The sequence below is a fragment of the Nonomuraea sp. NPDC050394 genome (assembly GCF_044459065.1).
Lineage (GTDB): Bacteria > Actinomycetota > Actinomycetes > Streptosporangiales > Streptosporangiaceae > Nonomuraea.
In genome coordinates this window covers 1-23,689 of record NZ_JBITIO010000029.1, presented here as the reverse complement: position 1 = coordinate 23,689, position 23,689 = coordinate 1, and the positions used below count along the sequence as shown (strand labels likewise).

Annotated in this window: 26 protein-coding genes and 1 tRNA gene; 15 read left to right on the top strand and 12 right to left on the bottom strand. The window is 70.8% G+C overall.

What is annotated here, in order from left to right:
- Window positions 1-10 precede the first annotated feature (10 nt).
- Both ACIBKY_RS53115 and ACIBKY_RS53110 read right to left on the bottom strand, forming a co-directional pair.
- Entirely contained in the window at window positions 11-1,264 is a 1,254-nt protein-coding gene (locus ACIBKY_RS53115) for a hypothetical protein (RefSeq protein WP_397110013.1), read from the bottom strand.
- Window positions 1,265-1,522: 258 nt separating this feature from the next.
- Complete coding sequence (locus ACIBKY_RS53110; RefSeq protein WP_397110011.1) at window positions 1,523-2,626, bottom strand: serine hydrolase domain-containing protein; 1,104 nt, start codon at window positions 2,624-2,626, stop codon at window positions 1,523-1,525.
- Window positions 2,627-2,733: 107 nt separating this feature from the next.
- Here ACIBKY_RS53110 and ACIBKY_RS53105 point away from each other — a divergent pair, with 107 nt between their 5' ends.
- Window positions 2,734-3,936, top strand: a complete 1,203-nt coding sequence (locus ACIBKY_RS53105; RefSeq protein WP_397110009.1) for a sensor histidine kinase — start codon at window positions 2,734-2,736, stop codon at window positions 3,934-3,936.
- A gap of 5 nt (window positions 3,937-3,941) precedes the next feature.
- Window positions 3,942-4,589 carry a response regulator gene (locus ACIBKY_RS53100; protein ID WP_397110007.1) on the top strand — a complete coding sequence of 216 codons (648 nt, stop codon included), beginning with the start codon at window positions 3,942-3,944 and terminating at the stop codon, window positions 4,587-4,589.
- Between the two features lie 36 nt (window positions 4,590-4,625).
- Here ACIBKY_RS53100 and ACIBKY_RS53095 read toward each other — a convergent pair whose 3' ends face one another.
- Entirely contained in the window at window positions 4,626-5,279 is a 654-nt protein-coding gene (locus ACIBKY_RS53095; protein WP_397110005.1) for a helix-turn-helix domain-containing protein, read from the bottom strand.
- 104 nt (window positions 5,280-5,383) lie between these two features.
- On the bottom strand, window positions 5,384-6,136 hold the full coding sequence (locus tag ACIBKY_RS53090; protein ID WP_397110003.1) for a GNAT family N-acetyltransferase: 753 nt from the start codon (window positions 6,134-6,136) through the stop codon (window positions 5,384-5,386).
- 69 nt (window positions 6,137-6,205) lie between these two features.
- Between ACIBKY_RS53090 and ACIBKY_RS53085 the strand changes: the two genes are divergently transcribed.
- Both ACIBKY_RS53085 and ACIBKY_RS53080 read left to right on the top strand, forming a co-directional pair.
- Window positions 6,206-6,541 (top strand): nitroreductase/quinone reductase family protein, encoded by a 336-nt coding sequence (locus ACIBKY_RS53085; RefSeq protein ID WP_397110001.1) that lies wholly within the window; start codon window positions 6,206-6,208, stop codon window positions 6,539-6,541.
- Complete coding sequence (locus ACIBKY_RS53080) at window positions 6,538-7,005, top strand: pyridoxamine 5'-phosphate oxidase family protein (protein WP_397109999.1); 468 nt, start codon at window positions 6,538-6,540, stop codon at window positions 7,003-7,005. Before ACIBKY_RS53085 ends, ACIBKY_RS53080 begins: the two co-directional genes overlap by 4 nt.
- 1 nt (window position 7,006) lies before the next feature.
- Here ACIBKY_RS53080 and ACIBKY_RS53075 read toward each other — a convergent pair whose 3' ends face one another.
- Complete coding sequence (locus tag ACIBKY_RS53075) at window positions 7,007-7,411, bottom strand: MarR family winged helix-turn-helix transcriptional regulator (protein WP_397109997.1); 405 nt, start codon at window positions 7,409-7,411, stop codon at window positions 7,007-7,009.
- 68 nt (window positions 7,412-7,479) lie between these two features.
- On the opposite strand from ACIBKY_RS53075, the gene ACIBKY_RS53070 reads away from it, so the two are divergent.
- From ACIBKY_RS53070 to fmdA, 4 genes are all read left to right on the top strand, one after another.
- The gene (locus ACIBKY_RS53070; RefSeq protein ID WP_397109995.1) at window positions 7,480-8,526 is read left to right on the top strand and encodes a substrate-binding domain-containing protein; all 1,047 of its coding nucleotides are present in this window, start codon (window positions 7,480-7,482) and stop codon (window positions 8,524-8,526) included.
- Window positions 8,527-8,589: 63 nt separating this feature from the next.
- Window positions 8,590-8,805, top strand: a complete 216-nt coding sequence (locus ACIBKY_RS53065) for an FmdB family zinc ribbon protein (RefSeq protein WP_379619323.1) — start codon at window positions 8,590-8,592, stop codon at window positions 8,803-8,805.
- Between the two features lie 5 nt (window positions 8,806-8,810).
- Window positions 8,811-9,422 carry an AmiS/UreI family transporter gene (locus ACIBKY_RS53060; protein WP_397109993.1) on the top strand — a complete coding sequence of 204 codons (612 nt, stop codon included), beginning with the start codon at window positions 8,811-8,813 and terminating at the stop codon, window positions 9,420-9,422.
- Window positions 9,415-10,662: a formamidase gene (gene fmdA, locus ACIBKY_RS53055; RefSeq protein WP_397109991.1), complete on the top strand. Its 1,248-nt coding sequence runs from the start codon at window positions 9,415-9,417 to the stop codon at window positions 10,660-10,662. Before ACIBKY_RS53060 ends, fmdA begins: the two co-directional genes overlap by 8 nt.
- A 7-nt stretch (window positions 10,663-10,669) precedes the next feature.
- Here fmdA and ACIBKY_RS53050 read toward each other — a convergent pair whose 3' ends face one another.
- Complete coding sequence (locus ACIBKY_RS53050; protein WP_397109989.1) at window positions 10,670-10,993, bottom strand: PLD nuclease N-terminal domain-containing protein; 324 nt, start codon at window positions 10,991-10,993, stop codon at window positions 10,670-10,672.
- A gap of 139 nt (window positions 10,994-11,132) precedes the next feature.
- Here ACIBKY_RS53050 and ACIBKY_RS53045 point away from each other — a divergent pair, with 139 nt between their 5' ends.
- The gene (locus ACIBKY_RS53045; RefSeq protein ID WP_397109987.1) at window positions 11,133-11,939 is read left to right on the top strand and encodes an LLM class flavin-dependent oxidoreductase; all 807 of its coding nucleotides are present in this window, start codon (window positions 11,133-11,135) and stop codon (window positions 11,937-11,939) included.
- 36 nt (window positions 11,940-11,975) lie between these two features.
- The gene (locus tag ACIBKY_RS53040; RefSeq protein WP_397109986.1) at window positions 11,976-12,368 is read left to right on the top strand and encodes a DUF3224 domain-containing protein; all 393 of its coding nucleotides are present in this window, start codon (window positions 11,976-11,978) and stop codon (window positions 12,366-12,368) included.
- Here the strand turns inward: ACIBKY_RS53040 and ACIBKY_RS53035 are convergent.
- Window positions 12,356-13,126 (bottom strand): alpha/beta hydrolase, encoded by a 771-nt coding sequence (locus tag ACIBKY_RS53035; protein WP_397109984.1) that lies wholly within the window; start codon window positions 13,124-13,126, stop codon window positions 12,356-12,358. The genes ACIBKY_RS53040 and ACIBKY_RS53035 overlap by 13 nt on opposite strands.
- Window positions 13,127-13,189: 63 nt before the next feature.
- Here ACIBKY_RS53035 and ACIBKY_RS53030 point away from each other — a divergent pair, with 63 nt between their 5' ends.
- Window positions 13,190-14,659, top strand: a complete 1,470-nt coding sequence (locus ACIBKY_RS53030) for an FAD-binding oxidoreductase (RefSeq protein WP_397109982.1) — start codon at window positions 13,190-13,192, stop codon at window positions 14,657-14,659.
- A gap of 72 nt (window positions 14,660-14,731) precedes the next feature.
- Complete coding sequence (locus tag ACIBKY_RS53025; protein WP_397109980.1) at window positions 14,732-15,823, top strand: methyltransferase; 1,092 nt, start codon at window positions 14,732-14,734, stop codon at window positions 15,821-15,823.
- Here the strand turns inward: ACIBKY_RS53025 and ACIBKY_RS53020 are convergent.
- Both ACIBKY_RS53020 and ACIBKY_RS53015 read right to left on the bottom strand, forming a co-directional pair.
- Window positions 15,813-16,772 carry a helix-turn-helix domain-containing protein gene (locus ACIBKY_RS53020; RefSeq protein ID WP_397109979.1) on the bottom strand — a complete coding sequence of 320 codons (960 nt, stop codon included), beginning with the start codon at window positions 16,770-16,772 and terminating at the stop codon, window positions 15,813-15,815. The two genes, ACIBKY_RS53025 and ACIBKY_RS53020, sit on opposite strands and share 11 nt — an antisense overlap.
- Before the next feature lie 13 nt (window positions 16,773-16,785).
- Window positions 16,786-18,549, bottom strand: coding sequence for an asparagine synthase-related protein (locus ACIBKY_RS53015; RefSeq protein WP_397109977.1), 1,764 nt, complete (start codon window positions 18,547-18,549; stop codon window positions 16,786-16,788).
- A gap of 179 nt (window positions 18,550-18,728) precedes the next feature.
- On the opposite strand from ACIBKY_RS53015, the gene ACIBKY_RS53010 reads away from it, so the two are divergent.
- Window positions 18,729-20,186 (top strand): von Willebrand factor type A domain-containing protein, encoded by a 1,458-nt coding sequence (locus tag ACIBKY_RS53010; protein ID WP_397109975.1) that lies wholly within the window; start codon window positions 18,729-18,731, stop codon window positions 20,184-20,186.
- 66 nt (window positions 20,187-20,252) lie between these two features.
- Here ACIBKY_RS53010 and ACIBKY_RS53005 read toward each other — a convergent pair whose 3' ends face one another.
- Together ACIBKY_RS53005 and ACIBKY_RS53000 are read right to left on the bottom strand one after the other, a co-directional pair.
- On the bottom strand, window positions 20,253-20,741 hold the full coding sequence (locus ACIBKY_RS53005) for an EF-hand domain-containing protein (RefSeq protein WP_397109973.1): 489 nt from the start codon (window positions 20,739-20,741) through the stop codon (window positions 20,253-20,255).
- 83 nt (window positions 20,742-20,824) lie between these two features.
- Window positions 20,825-21,505, bottom strand: a complete 681-nt coding sequence (locus ACIBKY_RS53000; protein WP_397109971.1) for a tRNA-dependent cyclodipeptide synthase — start codon at window positions 21,503-21,505, stop codon at window positions 20,825-20,827.
- Window positions 21,506-21,598: 93 nt separating this feature from the next.
- Here ACIBKY_RS53000 and ACIBKY_RS52995 point away from each other — a divergent pair.
- A tRNA-Ala gene (locus tag ACIBKY_RS52995) sits at window positions 21,599-21,671 on the top strand.
- 567 nt (window positions 21,672-22,238) lie between these two features.
- Here the strand turns inward: ACIBKY_RS52995 and ACIBKY_RS52990 are convergent.
- A complete protein-coding gene (locus ACIBKY_RS52990) occupies window positions 22,239-22,412 on the bottom strand; it encodes a hypothetical protein (RefSeq protein WP_397109969.1) in 174 nt (57 codons plus the stop codon).
- A 348-nt stretch (window positions 22,413-22,760) separates the two neighbouring features.
- On the opposite strand from ACIBKY_RS52990, the gene ACIBKY_RS52985 reads away from it, so the two are divergent.
- On the top strand, window positions 22,761-23,689 hold a 929-nt coding region (locus ACIBKY_RS52985), incomplete at its 3' end, for an IS256 family transposase (RefSeq protein ID WP_397109967.1).

Genomic DNA, 23,689 nt, shown 5'->3' with positions numbered 1-23,689 from the left:
CGGGGAGACCTCAGGAGATGGTGAGCGTGCCGTTCGGGTTGCGGGCGCACCCTACGACCGCGCGGGGCGCCGCGGCCGAGGCGCCGGTCAGGCACTGGCCGAGGACGGCGTGGCCGGCGGCGTTGGGGTGCCACGACTCCTGGCAGGTCTGGAAGTGGGTGACGCACGTGTTCGCCGCCCGCTGGATGCCGATCTTGTCCCAGCCGGACAGGCTGGTGATGAACGTGCCGGACGGTCCGTCCTGTACCCGGACCGGGGTCGCGAGCGCGCTCGCCGGGCTGTCGGGGTTCTCGCAGAGCCTGGCTCCGTCAAAAGCCCGCTGGACGTCCAGTACGCGCAGGTCGGCCGCCGGGCGTTCGGCTGCCAGCGTGCTGTGCGCGTTCCTGACCAGGGAGCCGAGGTTCTGGGAGAACACGTGCCCGGGGGCGAGGCTCGCGCGGTGGATCGGGCATCCGGCGGCGTACCGCTCGGCGCCGAGGGCGCGGAACTTGTCGCGGGTGTCGGAGCGGTTGTCCTCTTCGTGGTAGCGCGAGGCGACGTCGGGGGGCAGCGGGTTGGTGTACGTCTGCAGAATCACCTGGTGGGTGCCGTCGGCGTCGATCTGGGCGAGGGTGTCGAGGATCTGACGCAGGGCCGCGGTGGTCTCGGCGGTGGCGGCGGCGACCTCGGTGTCGGTGGCCAGGTCTGAGGCGCTGCAGGGCTTCTGCGGCACCGGGCCCTTCAGATAGGCCCAGAACTCCCACCAGCCGGTCCAGGCGTCGGCGATGAAGCGGTTGGCGCACAGCGTGGCCACGTCGCCGAAGGTGAACTGGGTGTTGTTGGAGCCGAGGCCGATGAGGACGACGTCGATGTCGTGCGTCTGGGCGACGGCGCGAAGCTGGTCGAGTTGCGAGGCGACGGCGCGGCCCTCGGCCCGTGCGCTTGAGGGGGCGGCGATGTCGGCGGGCTGGCCGCCGGAGCACGCGAGGTTGAAGCGTTGCTGGATGCCCGGGAGCGTCGCCGCGAACACCGAGGCGTTCGCCGACCGGTGACAGAAGTAGGCGTTGCTGTTGGCCGCCGACCAGCCGGGGAAGGTCTGTGCCGTACCGGAGGCGTCGACGACGGGCTGGTAGTTCCCCGCGCCCTCCCCGCTGACGAAGCTGTCGCCGAGCGCGACGGCGGCGGTGGGCAGAGCCGCCTGCGCCGGTCCGCCCTGTACGACCTGGATGCCCGCCGCGCTCACCAGGAGCATGACCACCGCGGCGGCACGCCGGAGTAACCTCACAACCGCCTCATTTCCTACTAAATCAGTGCTAAATAGCGCATGTGTGGATCACAACATGCCGCACCAACGGCGTCAAGATCTCCGAGGGGCCACGCTGTTTTCGCCACTGAGTTGCGGGATCACGTCGAAAGGGATCTTTCTGGCGGTGCGAGTACGGCGACGCCCGCCCGCTCGCCGTCGCCGGTTACGGCGAGCACGCCGACCGAGCCGGTGTGGTGGATCCGTTCGACGTCATGGGGAGAGGCGAGGCCGTGGCGATCATGAGCGGCCCCCGCACAGGGCGCGGTCCACCAGCGGGTGCAGCTTCTGGTGGAAGCGGGCCTGGAGGGCGTCGCCGTTGGTGTTCGTGTGCACGATCACCACTCGCCGGCCGTCGGGGGTGACGCCGCCTCGGGTGGAGTAGCCGAGCGCGTCGCCCCAGTGGGTCCAGTAGCCGTTGCCGCAGGTCAGCGGGAACCACATGAGGCCCAGGCCGTACCTCATCCCGGGTAGGAGCTTTTGGTAGAGAGGGCTGACCGGCACTGTTTTCCGCATCTCGGCCAGTTGCGCCGGTCGCAGCAACCTCCCGCCGACCAGGGCGGTGAAGAAGCGGGCCAGGTCGGCGGGCGTGCTGATGAGGTCGCCGGCGGCGCGGTCGGCGCTCTGGTTGGCCACGGTCGTGTCGACGAGGCGGCCGCCCTCGGCGAACTGGCGGTAGCCGGTCAGGTGGGGGCCGGCGAGGTAGGGGCCGGGGCCGGGCGCGTACGTCGACGTGAGGCCGAGCGGGACGATGACGCGGTCGGTGACCTGCCGCTCCCAGCTCTGCCCGGTGACCTTCTCGATGATCATCCCGGCGATGACCGAGTTGACGTTGGCGTAGTTCCAGCCCGTGCCCGGGGCGAAGAGCGGCGGCCGCCTCAGCGCGCGTTCGACGACCTGGTGCGGCGTGACGGTGTCCAGGCGGTGGCGCAGGAAGCCCTCTTCGGTGGCCGAGCCTGGATTGTCGGCGTCGGAGGGGTTGGCGAGGCCGCTGGTCTGCTGGAGCAGGTGGCGGACGGTGATCCTGGCGTCGAGCCTGGGTAGCCATCGGGAGACGGAGTCGTCCAGGGCGAGCCTGCCTTCGCCGCAAAGCCGCAGGATCACGGTGGCGGTGAAGGCCTTGGTGGCGCTGGCGACGCGGATCTGCGGCCGGCGGGGGACCGGGCGCCGGGTGGCGCGGTCGGCCACGCCGGTGCGCGCGCTCAGGCGCCGCGCGCCGTCGCGGACCTCGGCGACCGCGCCGATCACGCCCAGATCCCGTACGGCATCCAGGTCGCGCCGCAACCAGGCGTCCTCGGGCGGCGGCGCGAGCAGCGCGAAGGTGAGGAGCAGGGGAGTCAACATGCCGCCGACGCTAGGAACCCGGCGCCGCGCGGGCGATCGTGCCGCCCGGCCGCCGATGGTTCGGTTTACCCGATGGACACGGGCGTGATCCTTGGCAGGCTGGGAACGTGCGACGCATCTGGGCCGAGTTCCGCTATGCGGTCACCGCGCTGCCGGTCGCGCTGGCCGGGCTGGTGGGGGTGGGCGTGCTGCTCATCCCCGGCCTGACGCTGGCGGTCGTCCTCGCCGGACTGCCGTTGCTGGCCGCCGCGGCCGATCTGGCGGGATGGTTCGCCGCGGTCGAACGGCGGCGCCAGGCGAGCCTGCTCGGCACCCGGATCGAGACCCCGCCGGGACCGGGCCCCGGAGGATGGCTGACCGCCCGGCTCAAACACGGGGCCGGCTGGCGGGCGGTGGCGTTCGCCCTGCTCAAACCCCTCACCGCGCTGCTGTCCTTCTCCGCCGCCCTGCTCTTCTGGGCCGTCGGCGTGGCCGAGCTCGCGTACCCCATCTGGCGGCACATCGGCGGCGTCACCCAGGTGTGGGCCGGATTCCAGCTCAGCGACTGGCCCCGATCGCTGCTCGCCGCGGGCGCGGGCGTGCTCCTGCTGGCCTGCGCCCCCTGGGCGGTCCGCGGCACGATCGCGCTCGAAGGTCTCCTGGCCAGAGCCCTGCTGACCCCGACGGGCGCGGACCGCCTGCGCCACCTCGAACGCACCCGCACCCAGGCCGTCGACGACGCCGCCGCCACTCTGCGCCGGATCGAACGCGACCTGCACGACGGCGCGCAAGCCCGTATGGTCGCCGTCACCATGGACCTGATCACCGCCGGACAGCTCCTGCGGGACGCCACCCAGCTCGACCAGGCCCGCGAACTCCTCGACCTGGCCCGGCAGAACGCCGGCGCCGCCGTGGCCGAGCTGCGCGACCTGGCCAAGGGCATCCACCCGCCCGCGCTCGACCACGGCCTCGACACCGCGCTGACCACGCTGGCCACGTCCCGGGGCGGCATCCCGGTCGAGGTCAGCGTGACCATGCCGCGGCGCGCCGACCGCGCCGCCGAGAGCATCCTGTACTTCTGCGCCGCCGAACTGCTGGCCAACGTCTTCAAGCACAGCCACGCCACCCGCGCCGCGATCGAGGTGCGCCGCGAGCCGTCCGTTCTGGTGCTGCGCGTCCATGACAACGGGTGCGGCGGCGCCGCCACCACACCCGGCGGCGGGCTGGACGGACTGGCCAATCGCCTGCGCCCGGTCGACGGCCGGTTGATCATCACCAGCCCTCCGGGCGGGCCCACCACGGCGGTGGTCGAGCTGCCGCACCGGCGGTGACCGGGGTGCGCATCGTGATCGCCGAGGACTCGGCCATCATCAGGGCCGGGCTGGCCAGGCTGCTGACGCACCACGGGCACACGGTGGTGGCCGAGACGGGCCGGGCCGAGGAACTGTGGGCGGCCGTGGCCGAGCACCTGCCCGACCTGGCCGTGGTCGACATCCGGATGCCGCCCGGCTACACCGACGAGGGCCTGCGGGCGGCCATCGCGCTCCGCAGAACCCACCCGGGTGTCGGCATCCTGCTGTTCTCGCAGTACGTCGAGACCCGCTACGCCACCGAACTGCTGACCGGCAACCCGGGCGGCGTCGGCTACCTGCTGAAGGACCGGGTCTCGGCGGTCGAGGACTTCCTGGCCGCCCTCGACCGCGTGGCCGCCGGAGGCACCGCACTCGACCCCGAGGTCGTGGCCCAGTTGCTGCGTGCCGGGCGGCGCAGGGATCCGCTGGCCGTACTGACCGGGCGCGAACGTGACGTGCTCGCGCTGATGGCGGAAGGCCGCTCGAACACGGCCATCGCGCGGCTGCTGCTGGTGGGCGAGCGGGCCGTGGAGAAGCACGTGAGCAACATCTTCACCAAGCTGACCCTGCCACCGGCCCGCGACGACCACCGCCGCGTGCTGGCCGTCCTCGCCTTTCTTCAGCAGAACTAGCGGTCGCCGGCACACATCTGTCGTCATACCCGATGGTCAGGCCGGGGTGTCGTCCAGGTGGATCAGGCCGGGCGGCAGTTCCGGCAGGGGTACGCCACGCAACCGCATGCCGTCGCGCAGGAAGCCGAGCCGGTCGGCGGCGTGGCGCGCCTGGTCGGCGTGCTGGTGGGCCGCCTCTCTCCACTCCCGCCGGTTGGGGTCCTGGTCGTCGGCGGCGCGCGTACCCGCCGTGCGTGCGGCCCGCGAGCGCGACGTCCACTCCTCGACGGCGCGGTGATGGTCGCGCAGCAGCCGTAGCGCGTCGCGCCGCTCCTCGCCCGCCTCGGTGTCGTCGGCATCGGGGGCCGGAGCGGTACCGTCCAGCCACGCGGCCGCTTCCGCGGCGGGCGCCTCGACACCGGGCAGGATCTCCACCGGCTCGTCGTGCAGGGGGACGAGGAGCAGCATGGGCGGGGTATCGAGCGCGCGGGCCAGCACCAGCAGCTCCGCCACGGACATGGACGCGCGGCCGCCGGACTCCAGCTTGTTCAGGTTCGTACGTTCAAGCGGATAGCCCAGGGCGGTACAACGATCGGCGAGCGCCTGCACGGACATGCGACGGCGCTCGCGGTGGGCACGGATGTTGCCGGCGACGGTCCGGGTGTAGGCGACCGACCAGTCGTCGGGTGACGCCGGGTGACGCTTCGGCACGCAGCAGCCCCCTGCCTCCGGTGGAAGCGCCCACCTTAGGCGATCTTGGACACCCCGCACAACACGGGTTTACCCAGAGAAGTCATCCCAGGAAGCCGGTTCCGCTACTCGATGCGCAGGAAGCCGTGGGTGCGGCCCAGTGGCTCGAAGCCCAGGCGGGTGTAGAAGTCGCGGGCCCAGTTGTCGGTTCCGGTGTAGAGGAAGATCAATGCGGCGCCGGCGGCCTCGGCCAGCATCGACTCCATGAGCGTGCGGGCATGGCCTTTGCCTCGGTGCCGCTCGGCGGTGTACACGCTCTCGATCTGGGCGATGTCGTCGTGCACGTACAGGTCGGCACGGGCGGCGACCTCCCCGTCCGGTGCCCGTACGCCGCGGAAGGCCACCGTCGCGGCGCCACGCACGCGGTCCTCGACGCGCAGGGCCAGCGCCTCGACCTCCTCGTCGCGGGCGCCGGGCAGCGTCTCACGCCAGTTCGCCCGCAACACCGAGATCATCTCGTCGAGGCCGAGCTTGTCCGCGGTGGGTACGCCGGCCGGGGCCCGGCCGCGGAACACCATCGTCAGGTAGGGCGAGTGCTCGTAGCCGGCGGCGGTGAAGACGGGTGCGAAGGCGGCGCCGAGTTCGTCGTCGAGCACGTGGACGTAGCGGTGGCCCAGCCCGGCCAGCGCCTCGTCGGCCGCCAGGACGGCGGGGGCCGGGTCGTCACCCGCCCAGATGATCAGCTTGTTGTCGTCGTGCGAGGAGGGGAAGCGGTCGTTCAGGACGGCCACGCCACCGGGCACCTCGATCGTCCGCCGCGCCTTGCGGAGGTTGAAGTCGCGCTGGAACCGGTGGACGCGGGCGAGTTCCTCAGACATGACACAGCAGCCTACGGGCCCAGAGGGGGTCTGGAGGAAAGCTGAAGTCCCGCCCGCCATGCTGCCCGTATGAGTGACTTGGTGATCACGACAGTGGGCCGCAAGACCGGCCGTCTGCGAACGACGACACACGCTTACAGCTCCGACGACGGCCACTTGGTCCTGATAGGCCCAGGTTCGGAAACGGGACCGTACCTGCCCGGCTGGTACCAGGACCTGGTCGCGCACCCCGAGGCCGAGGTCCAGCTGGGTGACAAGAGGCTGCACGTCCGCGCGCACACCGCGCACGGCGCCGAGCGGCGCAGGTTGTGGAACAAGCTGGTGGCCCGCCAACCGGTCTACCAGCGTTACGCGAACGCGGCCAGGGGCGAGATCCCCGTCGTGGTGCTGGAGGAGACGGCATGACGAAGTTCAGCGAGATCCAGGACGCCTTCGAGGCCTACATCGGCGACATCGTCTACGCCACCATGACGACAGTGGACAAGCGGAACCGGCCCAGGGCCCGGGTGCTGATCCCGATCTGGGAGATGGTGGACGGCGAGCCGCTGGGCTGGCTGGCCACGTACAGGACTCCGGTGAAGGCGGCGCATCTGGCGAACAACCCGCACACCACGTTCTCCTACTGGACCCCGCGCCAGAACGCGGTGAACGTCGACACGGTCGCGGAATGGGTGACGGACGTCGAGGTCAAGCGCCGCGTGTGGGACCTGTACCGCAAGACCAGCCCGCGCGGCGCCGGCTACAACCTGGGCAACTTCTGGACCAGTCCCACCGACCCGAAGCTGCACGTGCTGCGGTTGGAGCCGTGGCGGGTGCAGGTGATCCGCGGTACCGACCTGCGCAGCCAGATCTGGAAGAAGGACGCGTAGGTCAGCGCAGGCGGGCGACGATCCTGGTCAGGACCTCGGCGAGCTGGGCCAGGTCCTCGCCCGCCTCCTGCTCCAGCCGGGCGCGTTCGCCCTCGACGGCCGTGTCCCACCGCCGCAGGGCCGCCTTGCCACGGGCCGAGGCGTAGATGAGCACCCGCCGGCGGTCGGCGTCGTCGACCCGCCGGTACACCAGCCCCTGGGACACCAGCTTGTCCACGATCTTGGTGACGGTCGGCGCGGCGAGGATGACGTGCTCGGCCACCTGCGTCATCGGGTGTCCCCGGCCGTCGGCGAGCAGGCCCAGCACGCGCCAATGATCGACCGTGCCGCCGACCGAGGTGAGCGCGGTCGAGATCCGCTGCGTGAACTGGCGTTCGGCGAGCGTGAGCAGGCGTGCTGTCTCCATGTTCACTCCAGATTAACAGTTCACGCGCAAATACTTCGCGGATAAAGTGACCGCGAAAGGGGCGCGCCATGGACACTCTCGCGGTAGCCCTGGTGATCCCGTTGCGGGGGCCGGCCGGCATCTTCGGTCCCTCCTGCGAGCTGTGCGCCAGGCTGGCCGCCGACGAGATCAACGCCAGGAGCGGGTTGCTCGGCCGCGAGCTGGTCTTCCGCGTGGTCGACGGCGGCCGCCCGCCGCGCGAGGTCGCCGACGAGGTCGACCGGCTGATCACCGCGGGCGAGGTGCAGGCCGTCACGGGCTGGCACATCTCCGCGGTACGGCAGGCCGTGGCCCCCCGGATAGCCGGGCGCGTGCCGTACCTCTACACCCCGCTCTACGAGGGCGGCGAGCACACCCCGTGGGTCTTCCTGACGGGCGAGACGCCGGGGCGGCAGCTGCGCCCGGCGCTGCGCTGGATGGCCGAGGAGCTCGGCGTCCGGCGCTGGACGGTGGTCGGCGACGACTACGTGTGGCCGAGGGAGTCGGCCAGGGCGGCCCGCCGCTACGTCAGGCAGGCGCGTGGCCAGATCGTGGACGAGGTCTACGTGCGCCTGGGCACCGAGGACTTCGGCGGCGCGCTCGGCCGGATCGCCCAGGGACGCGGCGAGGGTGTGCTCATGCTGCTCGTCGGCCAGGACGCGGTGGCCTTCAACCGGGCCTTCGCCGCGGCCGGACTGGACCGCGACCACGTGCGCTTCAGCCCGCTGATGGACGAGAACATGCTGATGGCGACCGGCGCGGCCAGCACGCGCGGGCTCTACTCGGCGGCGGGATTCTTCGAGGGCCTGGGGACCGCGGGCAGCCTCGACCTCGGCGGGCGCTACCACGCCAGGTTCGGGCCCGACGCGCCGGTGCTCAACAGCATGGGGGAGTCCTGCTTCGAGGGCGTGCTGCTGCTGGGTGAACTGCTCAACCGGGCGGGGGAGCTGGACCTGCGCAGTATCGGGCGGATCGCCGAGGGCCTGGTGTACGAGGGCCCGCGGGGCACGATGCGGATGCGCGGGCGCCATCTGGAGCAGGCGGTGTTCCTCGCGGAGGCCGAAGGCATGGACTTCCGCGTGCTGCAGCAACTCTGAGGTCTTGACAATACTTCCCATGATAATAGTTTCTGTGTGAAGTATCTGGGCGGAGGAGTGGCCATGGCTGTCTACGAGTACACGTGCCGGACCTGCGGGCCCTTCGACGCCCGGCACCCGATCGGGCAGGCGCCCGAGCAGGCCGCCTGCGAAGGATGCGGCGCCGCCGCGGCCCGGCGGTTCTCGCCGCCGGCCGTACGCCAGATCACGCCGGGGCTGCGGCGGGCCCTGGACGCGCAGGAGGCCAGCGCGCACGAGCCCCGAGTCGTCAGGAGGTGACGGCGATGGCCAGCGTGGGCCTGCTGTACGTCGGCGCGGTGCTGTTCGTCAACGCGATGATGCTGCTCGGCAAGGTCGAGGAGAAGGCCGCGGCGATCCTCAACCTGTTCGTCGGAGCGCTGCAGGTCGTGACGCCCACGGTGATCATCATGACCGCGGGCGGGGACCTCCCCACGATCATGGGCGCCTCCGGCATCTACCTGTTCGGATTCACCTACCTCTACGTGGGCATCGGCCTGCTGGCCGGGCTCTCCGGCACGGGCGTGGGGTGGTTCTCCCTGTTCGTGGCGATCTGCGCGCTCGTCTACGCCGCCCACAACGCCCTGGTCGTGCGCGACTACCCCTTCGCGGTCATCTGGGTGCTGTGGTCGTTCCTGTGGCTGCTCTTCTTCCTCGTGCTCGGCCTCGGGCGCGCGGAGCTCACCCGCTACACCGGCTGGGTGACGCTCGTCGAGGCCTGGCTGACCGCGGCCATCCCCGCCTTCCTGCTGCTCACCGGCCGCTACACCCCCTCGGCCACCCTCGCGCTCATCCTGGCGGGCGTCTGCGTCGTCGCCTTCGGCGGCCTGTGGATGTACGCCCGCCTCCCCAAAGAACGGGAGCCGTCCCATGCCTGACGTCGTCTTCTCCGTCGACCAGTCCCGATCCATGCGCGACCAGGCCGCGCCGGGACACAACCGCTGGCACCCCGACATCCCCGCCGTCGCCACCGTCCCGCCCGACACCTCGATCCGCATCGAATGCCGCGAATGGACCGACGGCCAGATCCTCAACAGCGACACCGCCAAGGACGTACGCGACGTCGACCTGTCGGTGGCGCACATGCTCAGCGGACCCGTGGCGGTCGAGGGCGCCGAACCCGGCGACCTGCTCGTGGTCGACATCCTCGACCTCGGACCCGTCCCCCAGACCCGCGGCGAGGCGCCCGGCGAAGGCTGGGGCTACACGGGCATCTTCGCCAAGGAGAACGGCGGCGGCTTCCTGACCGAGGAGTATCCCCAGGCCTGCAAGGCCGTCTGGGACTTCCGCGGCCAGGTCGCCACCTCCCGCCACCTGCCCGGCGTGCGCTTCACCGGCATCACCCACCCCGGCCTGTTCGGCACCGCGCCCTCACACGACCTGCTCGCCAAGTGGAACGAGCGCGAGCGCGCCCTCATCGCCACCGACCCCGGCCGGGTGCCCCCGCTCGCGCTGCCCCCGCTGGAACAGGGCGTCCTGGCCGGCACCCTCGACGGCGCCGACCTCGAGCGCGTCGGCAGGGAGGGCGCCCGCACCGTCCCCGCGCGCGAGAACGGCGGCAACCACGACATCAAGAACTTCTCCCGCGGCTCGCGCGTCCTGTATCCCGTCCACGTGCCCGGCGCCAACCTCTCCGGCGGCGACCTGCACTTCAGCCAGGGCGACGGCGAGATCACCTTCTGCGGCGCCATCGAGATGGGCGGCTTCATCGACATGCACGTCGATCTCATCAAGGACGGCATGAGCAAGTACGCCGTCTCCACCAACCCCATCTTCATGCCGGGCAACGTCGAGCCGCGTTACACCGAGTTTCTGTCGTTCATCGGCATCTCCGTCGACCACAAGACCAACGAGAACCACTACAACGACGCCACCCTGGCCTACCGCAACGCCTGCCTGAACGCCGTGGAGTACCTCAAGCAGTTCGGCTACAGCGGCGAGCAGGCCTACCTGATCCTCGGCTCGGCGCCCATCGAGGGACGGGTGAGCGGCGTGGTCGACATCCCCAACGCGTGCTGCTCGCTCTACCTGCCGACCGCCATCTTCGACTTCGACATCAAACCCACCGCCGAGGGCCCCCGCAGGGCCGACCGCGGCCGCTGCGCGGTGGCCCAGTAGATCCCGGCTACTCCTTGTCGTCCGGCTTGTCCTTCGGGGCGTTCCTGCGCTGCTCCTCGGCGCGCTCGCGCAGGCGGCGCAGGAACTCCTCGTCGTCGTCCGGGCTGGTCGCCTTCGCATGGCCCGCCATGCGCGGCGGCGCCTGACCTTGTGGACGGCCCGCCACCAGCCAGAAGAGCGAGCCGACCAGCGGGAACAGCAGGACGATGATCACCCAGAGGATCTTGGGAAGGTTGCGCGCGGCCTCGTCGGGCGTGGTGATCGCGTCGAAGAGGCAGTAGATCCACAGCACCAGCGTGGCCAGCCCCATGGCTTGGTAGAGGTACAGCACGGGCGGAAGGTAACAGACGCACCGACCCCTGTACAGCCACGGGAGTACGGCGCCGGCCGCCCGCTGCGTCCGGCGCGGTAGGAGATCACCGGTCCTGTGGACGATGTCCACGCGGCCGTCCGGAGAGAAGGTGGGAGGCATGACTTCTCACGCGTTCAGATTCGGAACCGTCGGGGGCTTCGCGGCGACGGGCGAGGCGTGGACCGGGCTGGCCCGGCGCGCCGAGGAGCTCGGATACTCCACGTTGCTGATCCCGGACACGCTCAACACGCTCTCCCCGTTCACGGCCGCCGCCGCTGCCGCCGCCGTGACCAGCAGGCTGCGGGTCGGCACCTACGTGGCGGCGGCGCCGTACCGGACTCCGGCGGTGGTGGCGCGCGAGGTGAGCACGCTGCAGGCGCTGAGCGGCGGGCGCTTCGAGCTCGGCATCGGCGCCGGGCGGCCCGGCGCCGAGCAGGAGGCGGCGGCGCTCGGCGTGCGGTTCGGCACGCCGTCCGAGCGGGTGGAACGGGTCGAGGAGACTCTCGACGCGGTGAAGGACGTCCCGGTGCTGATCGCGGCGGCGAGCACCCGGCTGCTGCGCCTGGCCGCCGAGCGGGCCGACACGGTGGCGCTCGGGCTGCCCGCGACCGCCACCGAGGACGACCTGGCCGCCAAACTGGACGAGCTCTACGAGCTGGCCGGCGACCGCTTCAACCGGCTGGAGATCAACACCAACCTGGCCGCCGTCGGCGACGAACTGCCGGGCTGGCTGTCGCAGCAGCTCGGCGCGGACCCGCGCGAGATCGTGGCCAGGGGCGGCTACGGCATCATGACCGGCTCCGCCGACCAGATCGCCGACACGCTGCGCGGCCGCCGCGACCGCCTCGGCATCTCCTACGTCTCGATCAGCGCCCAGTTCATGGAGAAGTTCGCCCCGGTCGTGGAACGGCTCGCCGGTACCTGACACAAGATGACAGGCATCTCTGCCACGCTGGGCTTCATGACAGCGAAAGGCACCTTCGACCTCGCGGACTGGACCCCTCAGCCGCCCTACGACGACCGCGACGGAGTCTCGCTCGGCGTCGTCACCCTGACCAAGACCTTCCACGGCGACCTGACCGGCACCAGCCTGGTCACGATGCTGGTGGTGAGCACTCCGGTGGAGGAGTCGAAGGCGTACGTGGCGCTGGAGCGCATCGACGCCACCCTGGAGGGCCGCACCGGCGCCTTCACCGTCGCGCACTCGGCCGTCAGCGAGCCGACCGGCCAGTCGCTGCGCGTCACGATCGTGCCCGACTCCGGCGTCGGCGGCCTGGCCGGAATCAGGGGCGAGATGGACATCCTCATCGCGCCCGACGGCTCGCACTCCTACGTCCTCGACTACACCCTCTGAGCCAGCGCCACCACGGCGGCGATGAGCTCCGGGCCGTCGAGCAGGGTGCGGTCGTTGTGGTCGGCGTCCCGGACCTCGACCAGGGTCGCTCCCGGCGGGGCGGCGTCCCTGCTCAGGGCGGGCGGGATGATCGTGTCGCGGGAGCCGTACACGATGGTGATGGGGGCCCGCACCGTGGCGAGCTGATCCTTCAGGGGGAAGCGGTCGCGCAGGAGCAGGCGTACCGGCAGGAAAGGGTAGGCGTGCCGACCGGCGTCGGCCAGGGTGGTGAAGGGGGAGCGCAGCAGCAGGCCGTCCGGCGGGACCTCGGTCGCCAGGCGCGTGGCGACGGCGGCGCCCAAACTCTCGCCGTAGTAGACGACCTTCCCGGACAACGTCGCGCGGGCCGCCTTCGCGTCGAGCGCCAGCCCGTCCTCCGTGGGCGAGCCGGCGTTGCCGCCGTAGCCCCGATAGTCCATCAGGAGTACGGCGAAGCCCTCACGCGCCAGCGCGGCGGCCAGCGGCGCGCGATGCAGGCGGTTGCCCGCGTTACCGCCCATCACCAGGACGGTGACGCCCCGGCCGCCGGGCAGGTACCAGGCGCCGAGCTTCAGGCCGTCATCGGTGGTGAAGGTGACCTCGCGGGCACCGGGCAGGACCGTGGCCGCCGGTGGCACGGGAGCGGCGTCGGGCAGGTAGATGAGCCGCCGCTGGAACACCCAGAGCAACCCCAGCAGTAGCACGACCACGGCCAGCAGGGCCGGCACGGCCTTGATCACGCCAGTACCGTTCGAGCCATGGCTCCGATGATGTCCAAGCCGCCGATGATGTAGCAAGGACCCATGAGCCATTGGGCGTGGGGCGCCGAGCCGGATCTGGACGAGCTGCGGGGCATCGCCCGCATGATCAGCGGAAGCGATGACTTCGAGGAACCCGTCCCCTTCGACCGGGTACGGCTGCCGCCGCCACGGCTGGCCGTACCGGAGGCGTGGAAGGAGTTCGCCACCGCCGAGGCGCGCGCCCGCGCGGACCGCACCTACGGTCAGGCCTACCGCGACCTCATCCGCGCCTACCGGGGCGACTTCTCCTGCCCGCCCGACCTGGTGGCGCTGCCCCGCACCGAGACCGAGGTAGAGCAGGTGCTGGAGTGGGCCACCGCGCGGCAGGTGGCGGTGGTGCCACGCGGCGGCGGCACGAGCGTGGTCGGCGGCGTCGAGGCACGCTTCGACGGGCCGGCGATCTGTCTCGACCTGAGCCGGATGGACCGGGTCGTGCGGGTGGACCAGGTCTCGCGCGCGGCGCTCGTGCAGGCCGGGGCGAGCGGGCCGTCGCTCAACGCCCAGCTGCCCGACGGCCTGCAACTGCGCTTCTTCCCGCAGTCGTACGAGTTCTCGACGCTGGGCGGCTGGATCGCGACGCGGGCCGGCGGCCACTACGCGAGCCTGCACACCCACATCGACGACCTGGTCGAGTCGGTGCGCGCGATCACCCCGGCCGGAGTGTGGGAGTCGCGCAGGCTTCCCGGCTCGGGCGCGGGACCCTCGCCCGACCGGATGCTGCTGGGATCCGAGGGCGCGCTCGGCGTCATCACCCGGGCGTGGGTGCGGCTGCAGCGGCGGCCCGCGTACAAACTGTCGGCGTCGGTCCGGTTCGCCTCGTGGGAGCGGGCGGTCGAGGCGGTGCGCGAGCTGTCGCAGTCGGGGCTGCACCCGTCGAACTGCCGCCTGCTCGACGCCGCCGAGGCGCGGCTCGCGGCGGGCGGCGACGGCGAGCACGCCGTGCTCATCCTCGGCTTCGAGTCGGCCGACCACCCCGTGGACGCGGCCATGGCCAGGGCGCTGGAGATCGCCGGCGGCGAGGCCGGCGGGATACGCCAGGACAAGGAGTGGAAGGGCACGTTCACCCGGATGCCCTACTTCCGCAATGCCTTTCCGGGAATGGGCAGAGTGGTGGAGACGTTCGAGACCGCGGTCACCTGGGACCGGTTCCCGGCCCTGCACGAGGCGGTCATGGGCGCGGTGGAGGCCACCTGCCGGTTCGCGTTCGTCTATCCGGACGGGCCGGCGCCCTACTACACGGTCTCCCTGCCCGCCGAGCGCGGCGCGGAGGTCGCGCAGTGGGACGCGCTCAAGGCCCGGGTCTCGCGCATCCTGCTCGACCACGGCGCCACCATCACCCACCACCACGCGGTCGGCCGCGACCATCGTCCCTTCTACGACGAGCAGCGTCCCGAGCCGTTCGCGCTGGCGCTGCGCGCGGCCAAGGACGCGCTGGACCCGGCGGGCGTGCTCAATCCCGGTGTGCTGGTCTGAGGGTCCTTTTGGCTGATCGAAGGCCTTAAACCGGTTGCCCGTGGCCAGGTGGCGTGACACCGTCGAAAGACGATGATCTCCTGGAACGAGGCGGGACACGAGCGGCGGGCAGCCTGGCGTTCGGCGGCGGGAGCACCCGAGCCCGCACGCGTCGAGCTCGCCGACGACACCACCAAGGCCGACACCGCGCACCGCCTGGCCGCCGATGGCACCGCGCTGCTGTGGACGGGCGACTACCACAACGCCCGGCAACTGCTCAGGGCGATGGACCGGCGCTGTCCCCGGCCCAGGCCGGGCAGCGGGTTCCACCGGCAGCGCCAGGCCCAGTCGCAGCGGGCCAGGATTCTGGGGATGCTGCTGGTGCCGTACACGGGAGGGCATGAGATCGCGCTGCGCCGAGCGCCCGACGTGCGCGAGGCCTGCGCCGAGGTCTACGGCCCGGCCGCCGGTGAGGCGGTCGGGTCGCTGCGCGAGCTGCTGGGCGTGATCGGGGCGCACGAATGGCGGGCCAAGGGCGTCGAGGTCCCGGCGCTGGGCGAGCGCATCCACCCGCACTACGGAGTGTTCTCCCCGGTCAGAGGCGAATACGTCGACCTGGTCGCGCAGGCGCGGCTGCCCGACGCCGAGGTGGCCTTCGACGTCGGCACCGGCACCGGCGTGCTGGCGGCGGTGCTGGCCAGACGGGGCGTACGCCGCGTGATCGCCACCGACTTCGATCCCGCCGCCCTGGAGTGCGCCCGCGACAACATGGAACGGCTGGGCCTGTCCGGCCGGGTCCTGGTCGAACAGGCCGACCTGTTCCCGGCGGGGCGGGCGCCGCTGGTGGTGTGCAACCCGCCGTGGATCCCGGCCACGCCCATGTCCCCGCTCGACCATGCCGTCTACGACCCGGACAGCCGCATGCTGCGCGGCTTCCTGAACGGGCTGCGCGATCACCTGTCACCCGGCGGTGAGGCCTGGCTGATCCTGTCCGACCTGGCCGAACATCTTGAGCTGCGCTCCCGGCAGGAGTTGCTCGACTGGTTCGAGGAAGCCGGGCTGGCGGTCGCCGGTCAGCTCCAGACCACGCCGAGGCACGGACGGGCCGCCAAGAGCGACGACCCGCTGCACCGGGCGCGCGCCGCCGAGGTCACCTCGCTGTGGCGGCTGACCCTCACGGGCTGAACGCGCGCCGGTAGGCCGACGGCGAGGTACGCATCGCGCGGGTGAAGTGGTGGCGGAAGGTGACCGGGCTCTCGAACCCGACGGCGGCGCCGATCGCCTCCACCGGCGCGGTCGTGGACTCCAGCATGCTGAGGCTGGCCGCCACCCGCTGGGAGATCACCCAGCGCAGCGGGCTGGTGCCGGTCTGCCGCTTGAAGTGACGGATGAACGAGCGCTGCGACATGTGCGCCCGCATCGCCAGCTCCCGTACCGTGATCTGCTCGGCGAGATGGTCAAGCGCCCAGGCCATCGCCCTGGCCACGCCGTCGTCCTCGCCGACGGGTGTCACCGCGGCCTCGATGAACTGTGCCTGCCCGCCCTCCCGGTGCGGCGGCACCACGAGGCGGCGGGCCACGGTGTTGGCGGTGCTCGCGCCGTGGTCCCTGCGGACGAGATGGATGAGCAGGTCCAGCCCGGCGGCACTCCCGGCGCTGGTCAGCACGTCGCCGTCGTCGACGTACAGCACCCCGGGGTTGACCCGGACCTCGGGATGGCGCTGCTGGAGCAGATCGGCGTACTTCCAGTGGGTGGCCGCGTCCCGGCCGTCGAGCAGGCCGGCGGCGGCCAGGGTGAAGGCGCCGGAGCAGATGGAGACCACGCGGGCGCCGCGGCCGTGCGCCTCGCGGACCGCCCCGACGAGCGCGGGGGAGACCGGCCTGGTGAGGTCGGTGCCGGGGATGATGACCGTGCCGGCCGAGGTGAGCACGTCGAGGCCGTGCTCGGCACGCATGGTGAACCCGCCGACCACGCGCAGCGGGCCGTTGCTCTCGGCGCAGACCTTCAGGTCGTACCAGGGGACGTCAAGCTCGGGGCGGGGCAGGCCGAAGATCTCGACCACGCAGCCGAGCTCGAAGGGCGCCATCCCGTCGTAGGCGAGCACGGCGACGGTGTGCGGCCTGAACGGCGTCATAGCCGGATAGTACCTATGGCCGGTACACCGTGACGCGTTCGAGCGCCTCGGGACGTTTGCCCGGGTAGAGGCCGGTCAGCAGCGTGCTGACCGTGTAGAGGTTCCAGGCGGTGGCCGGCTTCGTCACCACCGGGTCGGCGAACATCGCGCGTACCTCGTCCGGATTCACGATCGTCTCCAGCGCGTCGAGGCTGCCCAGCACCTGCTCGCGCAGCACACCGGTGAGCGCAGGCCCCGGGCTGGTACGCCAGCTCCACCCCCCGCCCGTCCTGGCCGTCGGCAGGTGCGGCGGCGGCACGTGCGACCACGGCCATCGCCCGGCCTGCCCATCGACGAACCGCCACGGCTTCCCCTCGATCGGGATCTTCCGCAGCTTCGGGGCGAAGCGCAGGATGAGCGAGTAGATCGGCTCCTCCGACAGGCTCCAGCGCCGGTCCAGGCTCAGCGCGGCGCGTACCACCCGGTTGTCCAGGTAGGGCCGCACCGAATCGCCGCGCCGCAGCGCGCCCGCGCGGGCGCCGGCCTGCCAGCGGCCCACCCGGTACGACAGGTAGATGTGGTGCAGCGCCTCCAGCTTGTCCGGACGCTCCTGCCACGGCCTGGCCTGTTCGCGCGCGTGCTCGTTGGCCGCCGCGGTGAACAGCTTCTCGTCCTTGAGGAAGGTGGCGCCGATCCGCCTGAGCAGCGCTCTGTCGCTCAGATCCGTCTGCAGCAGGTTGAGGCTCCCGCCGCGCAGCGTCTCGCCGCCCTGCCCGGACATGGTCGGCGTGGTCGAGTACGGCAGGTAGCCCACGATCGACTCGTAGGCCGAGGTCATGCCCTCGCAGGTGCGCAGCGTCTCCCAGGCGCGCGCCAGCGGGTGCTCCACCAGCATCGCGTCGCGGTCCTCGGTCTGCGGCGGCGCGATGACCGTGTGCTCCAGCTTCAGCTCGGCCGCGATCCGCCGGGCGAGGATCACGTCCGGATGGGTGTCCAGCCCGTTCGTCGTCACCCGGAACGGCACCTTGGCCGCGTGCAGCAGCGCCGCCAGGATGCGGGTGTCGCGCCCGCCGGTCAGCGCCAGGTTCACCGGCTCGGCCGCCGACCGCAGCGGCGCCACCGTCGCCAGCAGCGCCGCCGCCAGCTCGTCGAGCGCCGCGCTCTTCTCCCGCCGCGTCGTGGGCGCGGGCGCCGCCCGTGGCAGCTCTTCCCCGGTGACGGTACGGCTGCCGCCGCGCACGTCGAGCCGGGAGTTCGCCGGCAGCGCCGCCACGCCCAGATACGGGGTCTCGTCCGACAGGAAGTAGCCCGATCGGACCATCGTCTGCAGCGCCATCACGTCGAACGCGAGGCGCTCGTCCCGCTGGGCGATCAGGTGGGCGAGGAGGGCGCGGCTGGCGACGATGTGCAGGCCGGCGGTCTCGGCGTAGAAGACGGGGCAGATCCGGTTGGCGGCGGTGGTGGCGGTCAGCGTCCGGTCACCCGCGGTCCAGGTGGAGTAGCAGCCGCCGACGGACGGGTCGGGCAGGCGGGTGACGTCCTCCGGGTCGGCCAGGTGGCCGTTGACTCCCGTGACGTTTCCTGAGGTTTCGTGGAAAAGGGGTGGGCGGCGGGTGTCGTCGGGTTCGTTGGACCAGGCGAACAGGGAGACGCCGGCGCCGTGCCATTCCCGGCCGCGGATGACGTCGGGGGGCACGGGGAAGGCCGTTTCGATAACGGACCTGGCCCGGTCGAGGATACGGGGATCTATCGCCTGGCCCTTCGCGGCCAGTCCCAAATAGACGCGCACGGCATCCATGCCTACCGGATGGCCCTGGCCTGGCACAACGGGTCACGGTTCGAAAACAACGATCACGTGGTGAACACGGTTTGTGCTCGCTTGCGTCACCGGCCCGGCCAGCGGTTATGCGGGTCCGTCATAGGGCGTGGAGGTGGTTATCCATGAAATTTCGTCCTTTAGCGGTAGGTGTCGGGTTGGTGGGGGTGCTTCTGCTGGCCGCGTGCGGCGGGCCCGGCGGCGGCTCCTCCGGATCCGAGGCCAAGGCGCCCGCTCACGTCGCGCCCTCCCAGGCCGCGCCCAGGAAGAGCTCGTCTTCCGAGCAGCCCCAGCCCGCGGCCACCCGGACCGACTCGGACACGACCACGGCCCAGGTCTCCACGTTCGCGCTGGATGTGGACACCGCTTCCTACGGGTACGCCCGCCGTACCCTCGCGGAAGGACGCTGGCCCGAGGCGGGCCAGATCCGCCCCGAGGAGTTCGTGAACTCCTTCCGCCAGGACTACGCCCAGCCCGCCGACAACGGCTTCACCGTGCACGTCGACGGCGCCCGCATGGGCGAGGGCGACAACGCGGTCGTCCGCGTCGGGCTGCAGACGCGCGCCTCGGAGGCGGCCGCCCGCCGTCCCGCCAACCTCACCTTCGTCGTGGACGTCTCCGGCTCCATGGCCGAGCCCGGCCGGCTCGACCTCGTGCGCAAGTCGCTGCACACGCTGCTCGACCAGCTCGCGCCCGGCGACCAGGTGTCCATCGTGGCCTTCAGCGACCAGGGCACGTTGCTGGCGTCCATGACCCCGCTCGTCTCCCGCGACGAACTGCACACGGCCGTCGACTCCCTGGCCATCGGCGGCGGCACCAACCTGGAGTCCGGCCTGCGCCTCGGCTACGACGAAGCCGCCAAGGCGTTCCGCTCCGCCGCCACGAACCGGGTCATCCTGCTGTCCGACGGCCTGGCCAACCAGGGCGACACCCAGTGGCGGTCGCTGCTGGACAAGGTCAAGGAGCAGGCGGGCAAGCAGATCACGCTGCTGACCGTCGGCGTCGGGCGGGAGTACGGCGACGAGCTCATGGAGCAGCTCGCCGACAACGCCGACGGCGCGGCCGTCTACATGAGCACCGAGGAGGACGCCGCCAAGATCTTCGGCAACCAGCTCACCACCACCATCGAACTGCGCGCCCGCGACGCCAAGGCCCAGGTCGCCTTCAACCCGCGCGCGGTGGAGTCCTACCAGCTCATCGGGTACGACAACCGGGCGCTGGCGGCCGAGGAGTTCCGGGATGACACCAAGGACGGCGGCGAGATCGGGCCGGGGCACTCGGTGACCGCCTTGTACTCGGTCAAGCTCAAGCCGGGGGCCACCGGTCAGCTCGCCGCGGCGACGGTGCGCTGGCAGGACCCCGACACGCGCAATCCGGCCGAGGCCGGGAAGACCGTGGACGTCGGTGACCTGAGTGGCGAGCTTTGGAGCAAGGCGCCGGTGCGGCTTCAGGTGGACGTGGTGGCGGCGGCCTTCGCGATGTACATGCGGGACCGGGAGGCTTTCGGCCTGGACCTCAGGACGCTGGGGCAGCACGCGGGGCGGTTGTCGGCGGCGGCGGAGGACCCGATGGTCACCGAGCTGTCATCCCTGATCGGCAAGGCCGCGGAGGTGGCCTGAGCGTTCGTCCGGGGGCGTCTTGCCGGGGGCGTCTTCATCCGGAGGGGGCTTCATCCGGAGGCGTCTTCAGCCGGGGCGGCCGAAGATCGGGATCTCTGGGTCGCGGCCGTAGTAGAAGTTGTACAGGGCCTGCGCGAACTCGTCCTTCGACAGCCGGCCGTCGCGGTTGCCGTCCAGCCGCTCGAAGGCCTCTCTGGCGGTACGGCCGGCCACGTCGTAGGCCGCGAACAGACGGAGATACTCGGCCCGGGTCAGCTGCTCGTCGCCGTCGGTGTCCAGGGCGTCCCACAGGGCGTCGCCGATGGGCCAGACGATCCGGGCCACGAAGGTCATGCGGCCGGAGGTGGGGCGCATCGCGTGCCGTACGTAGGAAGCGCGGCTGATGCGCCCTTGGTCGTCGGTACCGATGAGGTCGACGGCGTGCTGCCAGGCCTGACGGTAGGCGGAGACGACGGCGTCGCGTTGCTCGGACGGCTCGGGAACGCTGAGCCGATCACAGACCGCGACGCCGACGAGCATCATGTCGTGCTCGTCGAGGAACCCGTCATGGCCCATATCACTACTGTCGAATGCATACCCCGCGTTACGCGCGTGAGGATCCATGGCCGCCCCGCCCCACCCCGGTAAATGACTCAGGACTAATGGTTCTCACCTGCATCAATACCTGTCAACCGAGTCGTCAACATTCCCTGGCCAACGCTGGGATATACCGGCATCATTCCGGCATAAAGCCACTTCGCTACCGGGAGCATTCGCGGATAGCAGAACAACGACGACTCCGTCTCCAAAATCGCCGGAGTATTCAGCATGAGCGGCAATTCCGACAAAAGGAACGGAATGGCCTCGCGGACCTGGTCGGGAGTGGGCCGCGAGGTGCCCAGTACGGGCTCCAGCGCGGCGTCGCAGAGCTCGCGGAAGGCGGAGTCACACAGGTAGAGCTCGTCCAGGCGGCTCCGGAGCCCGGTGTAGGCGGGCCGGTCGTGGAGATCGGTCCAGGAATAGACGCCGACGTCGGGCGCTTGGAGGGCGGAAAGCGCGTGAAGCACGCGGTTGCGCGTGTTGTTGATCGCCGCACGGGCCTTCTTGTTGGCCTTCCGCGGCGGCAGATCCCCCCGGGCCGCGAGCGTCCCGGCCAGCTCGATCCCCGGCACAAGCACGTCGACCCGCTTGAAGTACCCCCGAGCCCAGTGAAGTAGCCCCGTAATAGCCCCAAGACTGAAATATCCATTCATAGCGCTAATGCCGAGCAGCGCATGCTCCCGCCCGGCGAAGATACGCGCACACCGCGCCGTCAAAGGCACAGCCTCCACAGTCGTCACGTTACGCACGGTAGCAAGACGGTGACGCAGGCTAATCCCGAACTCGGGGAGTCTGGGAGTCGGATACACTGATGCGGTGCCGTGATGCGGCATGGGGCTATAGCGCAGCTGGTAGCGCACCTCCATGGCATGGAGGGGGTCAGGGGTTCGAATCCCCTTAGCTCCACAGGCAAGGTCTTTCACATTGGCGCGCTTCGCGCTTTTGGGTTCCAGGCGTTTCTCCAGTCGAGCTGAAGCTCGACCCCTGAAGGTCCTCCCTCCGGTCGGGCGCTCTTTCTGGCCAAAGGCATGGTGCTTCGCGCGTTCTTTCTGGGTCCCGCCCGTTGCCCGGCTAGGTGGTTGGGCCGTTGGAGCCCGCCCTGGTCGTTGGTCCTCGCTTCGCTCGGGCGTCCTTGATCGGGCGCGCCGTCGGCGCGCGGCTTGCGCGTGGGGTGAGGGGCTGAGTCGGCTGGAGCGCGTCTTGGCAGGTATGCAGTCGCCGGATGAGGCGGAATACAGCGGACGCCTGTCCTTCCCAGCCGCCTGGGTGACGACTCTGGACAAGCGAGCCCCTTGACGTGGTGATCGTGTGGTGATGCTCTGTAGGTCGTGTACACGATCACCGCGTCGAGGCCGCGGAGTCGATGACACGGTCTTGGACCAGCGGTGGAGTGCTTTGATCTTCACGCTGGTTCAGGCGGGCATAGGCGCACGGCTGTGCGATCAACGCCGCAATCTGGGGCGTCACTCGGTCCTAAATCACGAATCCGGCGCCGAAGTCGTTGACGTCCGCTCGCAGGTACGGCATGGCGTCAGGCGAACCGATGGAGGTAAGAGCAGTCTTGACCCGGCCACGGAACGCTGTGCTCGCGCCGGCATCGGTCACCCGCACGCCGTAGCGGTCGGCATAGCCGTGTACGAGTCGCATGCCGTACCCGAACGTGGCCAGTTCCTCGAGCGCGCGCAGGAACCGGAAGGTTGCGCGCGTCGGGATCGCGTACCTCGATGCGCAGGGTACGCGCCGCGTAGATGGCCAGGAGCCGTGCCGGTAGTGCTTCGTCGCTCCGTCCGATGACGTGGCGGACCGCGTTACCGACCAGTTCGGCAGTGGTCAATGCCGCGGGTTCAACAGGGTCTGGAAGGCGCCATAGGGCGAGGAGAGGTTGCGTCCGCGGGAGTGGTGTATGAGTTTGACCTAGTCACAAGCGTGGCAGCCGTGAAATGAGAACGGCCATCGCGTGATCCTTCAAGTGCGAACCAGAAGGAGATCGAAACGATGGCCGTGCACGACAGTGTGGACCCAGCAGCGTGGCTGGCACAGCAGATCGAAACTCAGGATCCGGATCTGTTGCGATCCATGGTGAAGACCATGGCCGAAGCGTTGATGTCAGCCGAGGCCGACGCCCGCTGCGGCGCCGAGTACGGGCAGCGCAGCGATGAGCGCACCAATTCCCGCAACGGCTACCGGGCCCGGGATTGGGACACCCGGGCCGGGACGGTCGAGCTGGCGATCCCGAAACTGCGCCAAGGCTCCTACTTCCCCGACTGGCTGCTGGAACGCCGCCGCCGCGCTGAGCAGGCCCTGATCAGCGTGGTGGCCACCAGCTACCTGCTGGGCGTCTCCACCCGGCGGGTCGACCGGCTGGTGGAGCAGCTCGGCATCACCGGCATCTCCAAGAGTCAGGTCAGCCAGATGGCCAAGACATTGGGTGCGCAGGTGGAGGCCTTCCGGACCCGCGGCCTGGACGGCGGGCCCTACACCTTCGTCTGGCTGGACGCCCTGACCCAGAAGGTGCGCGAGGGCGGCCGGATCATCAACGTGCACGCCCTGGTGGCCACCGCGGTCAACGCCAACGGCCAGCGCGAGATCCTCGGCCTGGAGGTCACCTCGCGCGAGGACGGCGCCGGCTGGCTGGCGTTCCTGCGCAGCCTGGTGGCCCGCGGCCTGTCCGGCGTTCAGCTGGTCATCTCCGATGCCCACGCCGGCCTGGTGGACGCCATCGGCGCCTGCCTGCCCGGCGCGTCCTGGCAGCGCTGCCGCACCCACTACCTGCGCAATCTGCTGACCTGCGTGCCCAAGTCCGCCCAGCCGTGGGTGGCCACCCTGGTGCGCACCGTCTTCGACCAAGACACCCCTGAGGCGGTGCTGGCCCAGCACCAGTGGGTCATCGACGCGTTGCAGGCCAAGCACCCAGCTGCTGCCGA

Coding starts and splice junctions, on each gene's coding strand:
- ACIBKY_RS53110 (WP_397110011.1), bottom strand. CDS start 2,626: ATGTTGACTCCCCTGCTCCTCACCTTCGCGCTGCTCGCGCCGCCGCCC.
- ACIBKY_RS53090 (WP_397110003.1), bottom strand. CDS start 6,136: ATGTCTGAGGAACTCGCCCGCGTCCACCGGTTCCAGCGCGACTTCAAC.
- ACIBKY_RS53085 (WP_397110001.1), top strand. CDS start 6,206: ATGAGTGACTTGGTGATCACGACAGTGGGCCGCAAGACCGGCCGTCTG.
- ACIBKY_RS53080 (WP_397109999.1), top strand. CDS start 6,538: ATGACGAAGTTCAGCGAGATCCAGGACGCCTTCGAGGCCTACATCGGC.
- ACIBKY_RS53075 (WP_397109997.1), bottom strand. CDS start 7,411: ATGGAGACAGCACGCCTGCTCACGCTCGCCGAACGCCAGTTCACGCAG.
- ACIBKY_RS53070 (WP_397109995.1), top strand. CDS start 7,480: ATGGACACTCTCGCGGTAGCCCTGGTGATCCCGTTGCGGGGGCCGGCC.
- ACIBKY_RS53065 (WP_379619323.1), top strand. CDS start 8,590: ATGGCTGTCTACGAGTACACGTGCCGGACCTGCGGGCCCTTCGACGCC.
- ACIBKY_RS53060 (WP_397109993.1), top strand. CDS start 8,811: ATGGCCAGCGTGGGCCTGCTGTACGTCGGCGCGGTGCTGTTCGTCAAC.
- fmdA (WP_397109991.1), top strand. CDS start 9,415: ATGCCTGACGTCGTCTTCTCCGTCGACCAGTCCCGATCCATGCGCGAC.
- ACIBKY_RS53045 (WP_397109987.1), top strand. CDS start 11,133: ATGACTTCTCACGCGTTCAGATTCGGAACCGTCGGGGGCTTCGCGGCG.
- ACIBKY_RS53040 (WP_397109986.1), top strand. CDS start 11,976: ATGACAGCGAAAGGCACCTTCGACCTCGCGGACTGGACCCCTCAGCCG.
- ACIBKY_RS53030 (WP_397109982.1), top strand. CDS start 13,190: ATGAGCCATTGGGCGTGGGGCGCCGAGCCGGATCTGGACGAGCTGCGG.
- ACIBKY_RS53025 (WP_397109980.1), top strand. CDS start 14,732: ATGATCTCCTGGAACGAGGCGGGACACGAGCGGCGGGCAGCCTGGCGT.
- ACIBKY_RS53020 (WP_397109979.1), bottom strand. CDS start 16,772: ATGACGCCGTTCAGGCCGCACACCGTCGCCGTGCTCGCCTACGACGGG.
- ACIBKY_RS53015 (WP_397109977.1), bottom strand. CDS start 18,549: ATGGATGCCGTGCGCGTCTATTTGGGACTGGCCGCGAAGGGCCAGGCG.
- ACIBKY_RS53005 (WP_397109973.1), bottom strand. CDS start 20,741: ATGGGCCATGACGGGTTCCTCGACGAGCACGACATGATGCTCGTCGGC.
- ACIBKY_RS52990 (WP_397109969.1), bottom strand. CDS start 22,412: ATGCGACTCGTACACGGCTATGCCGACCGCTACGGCGTGCGGGTGACC.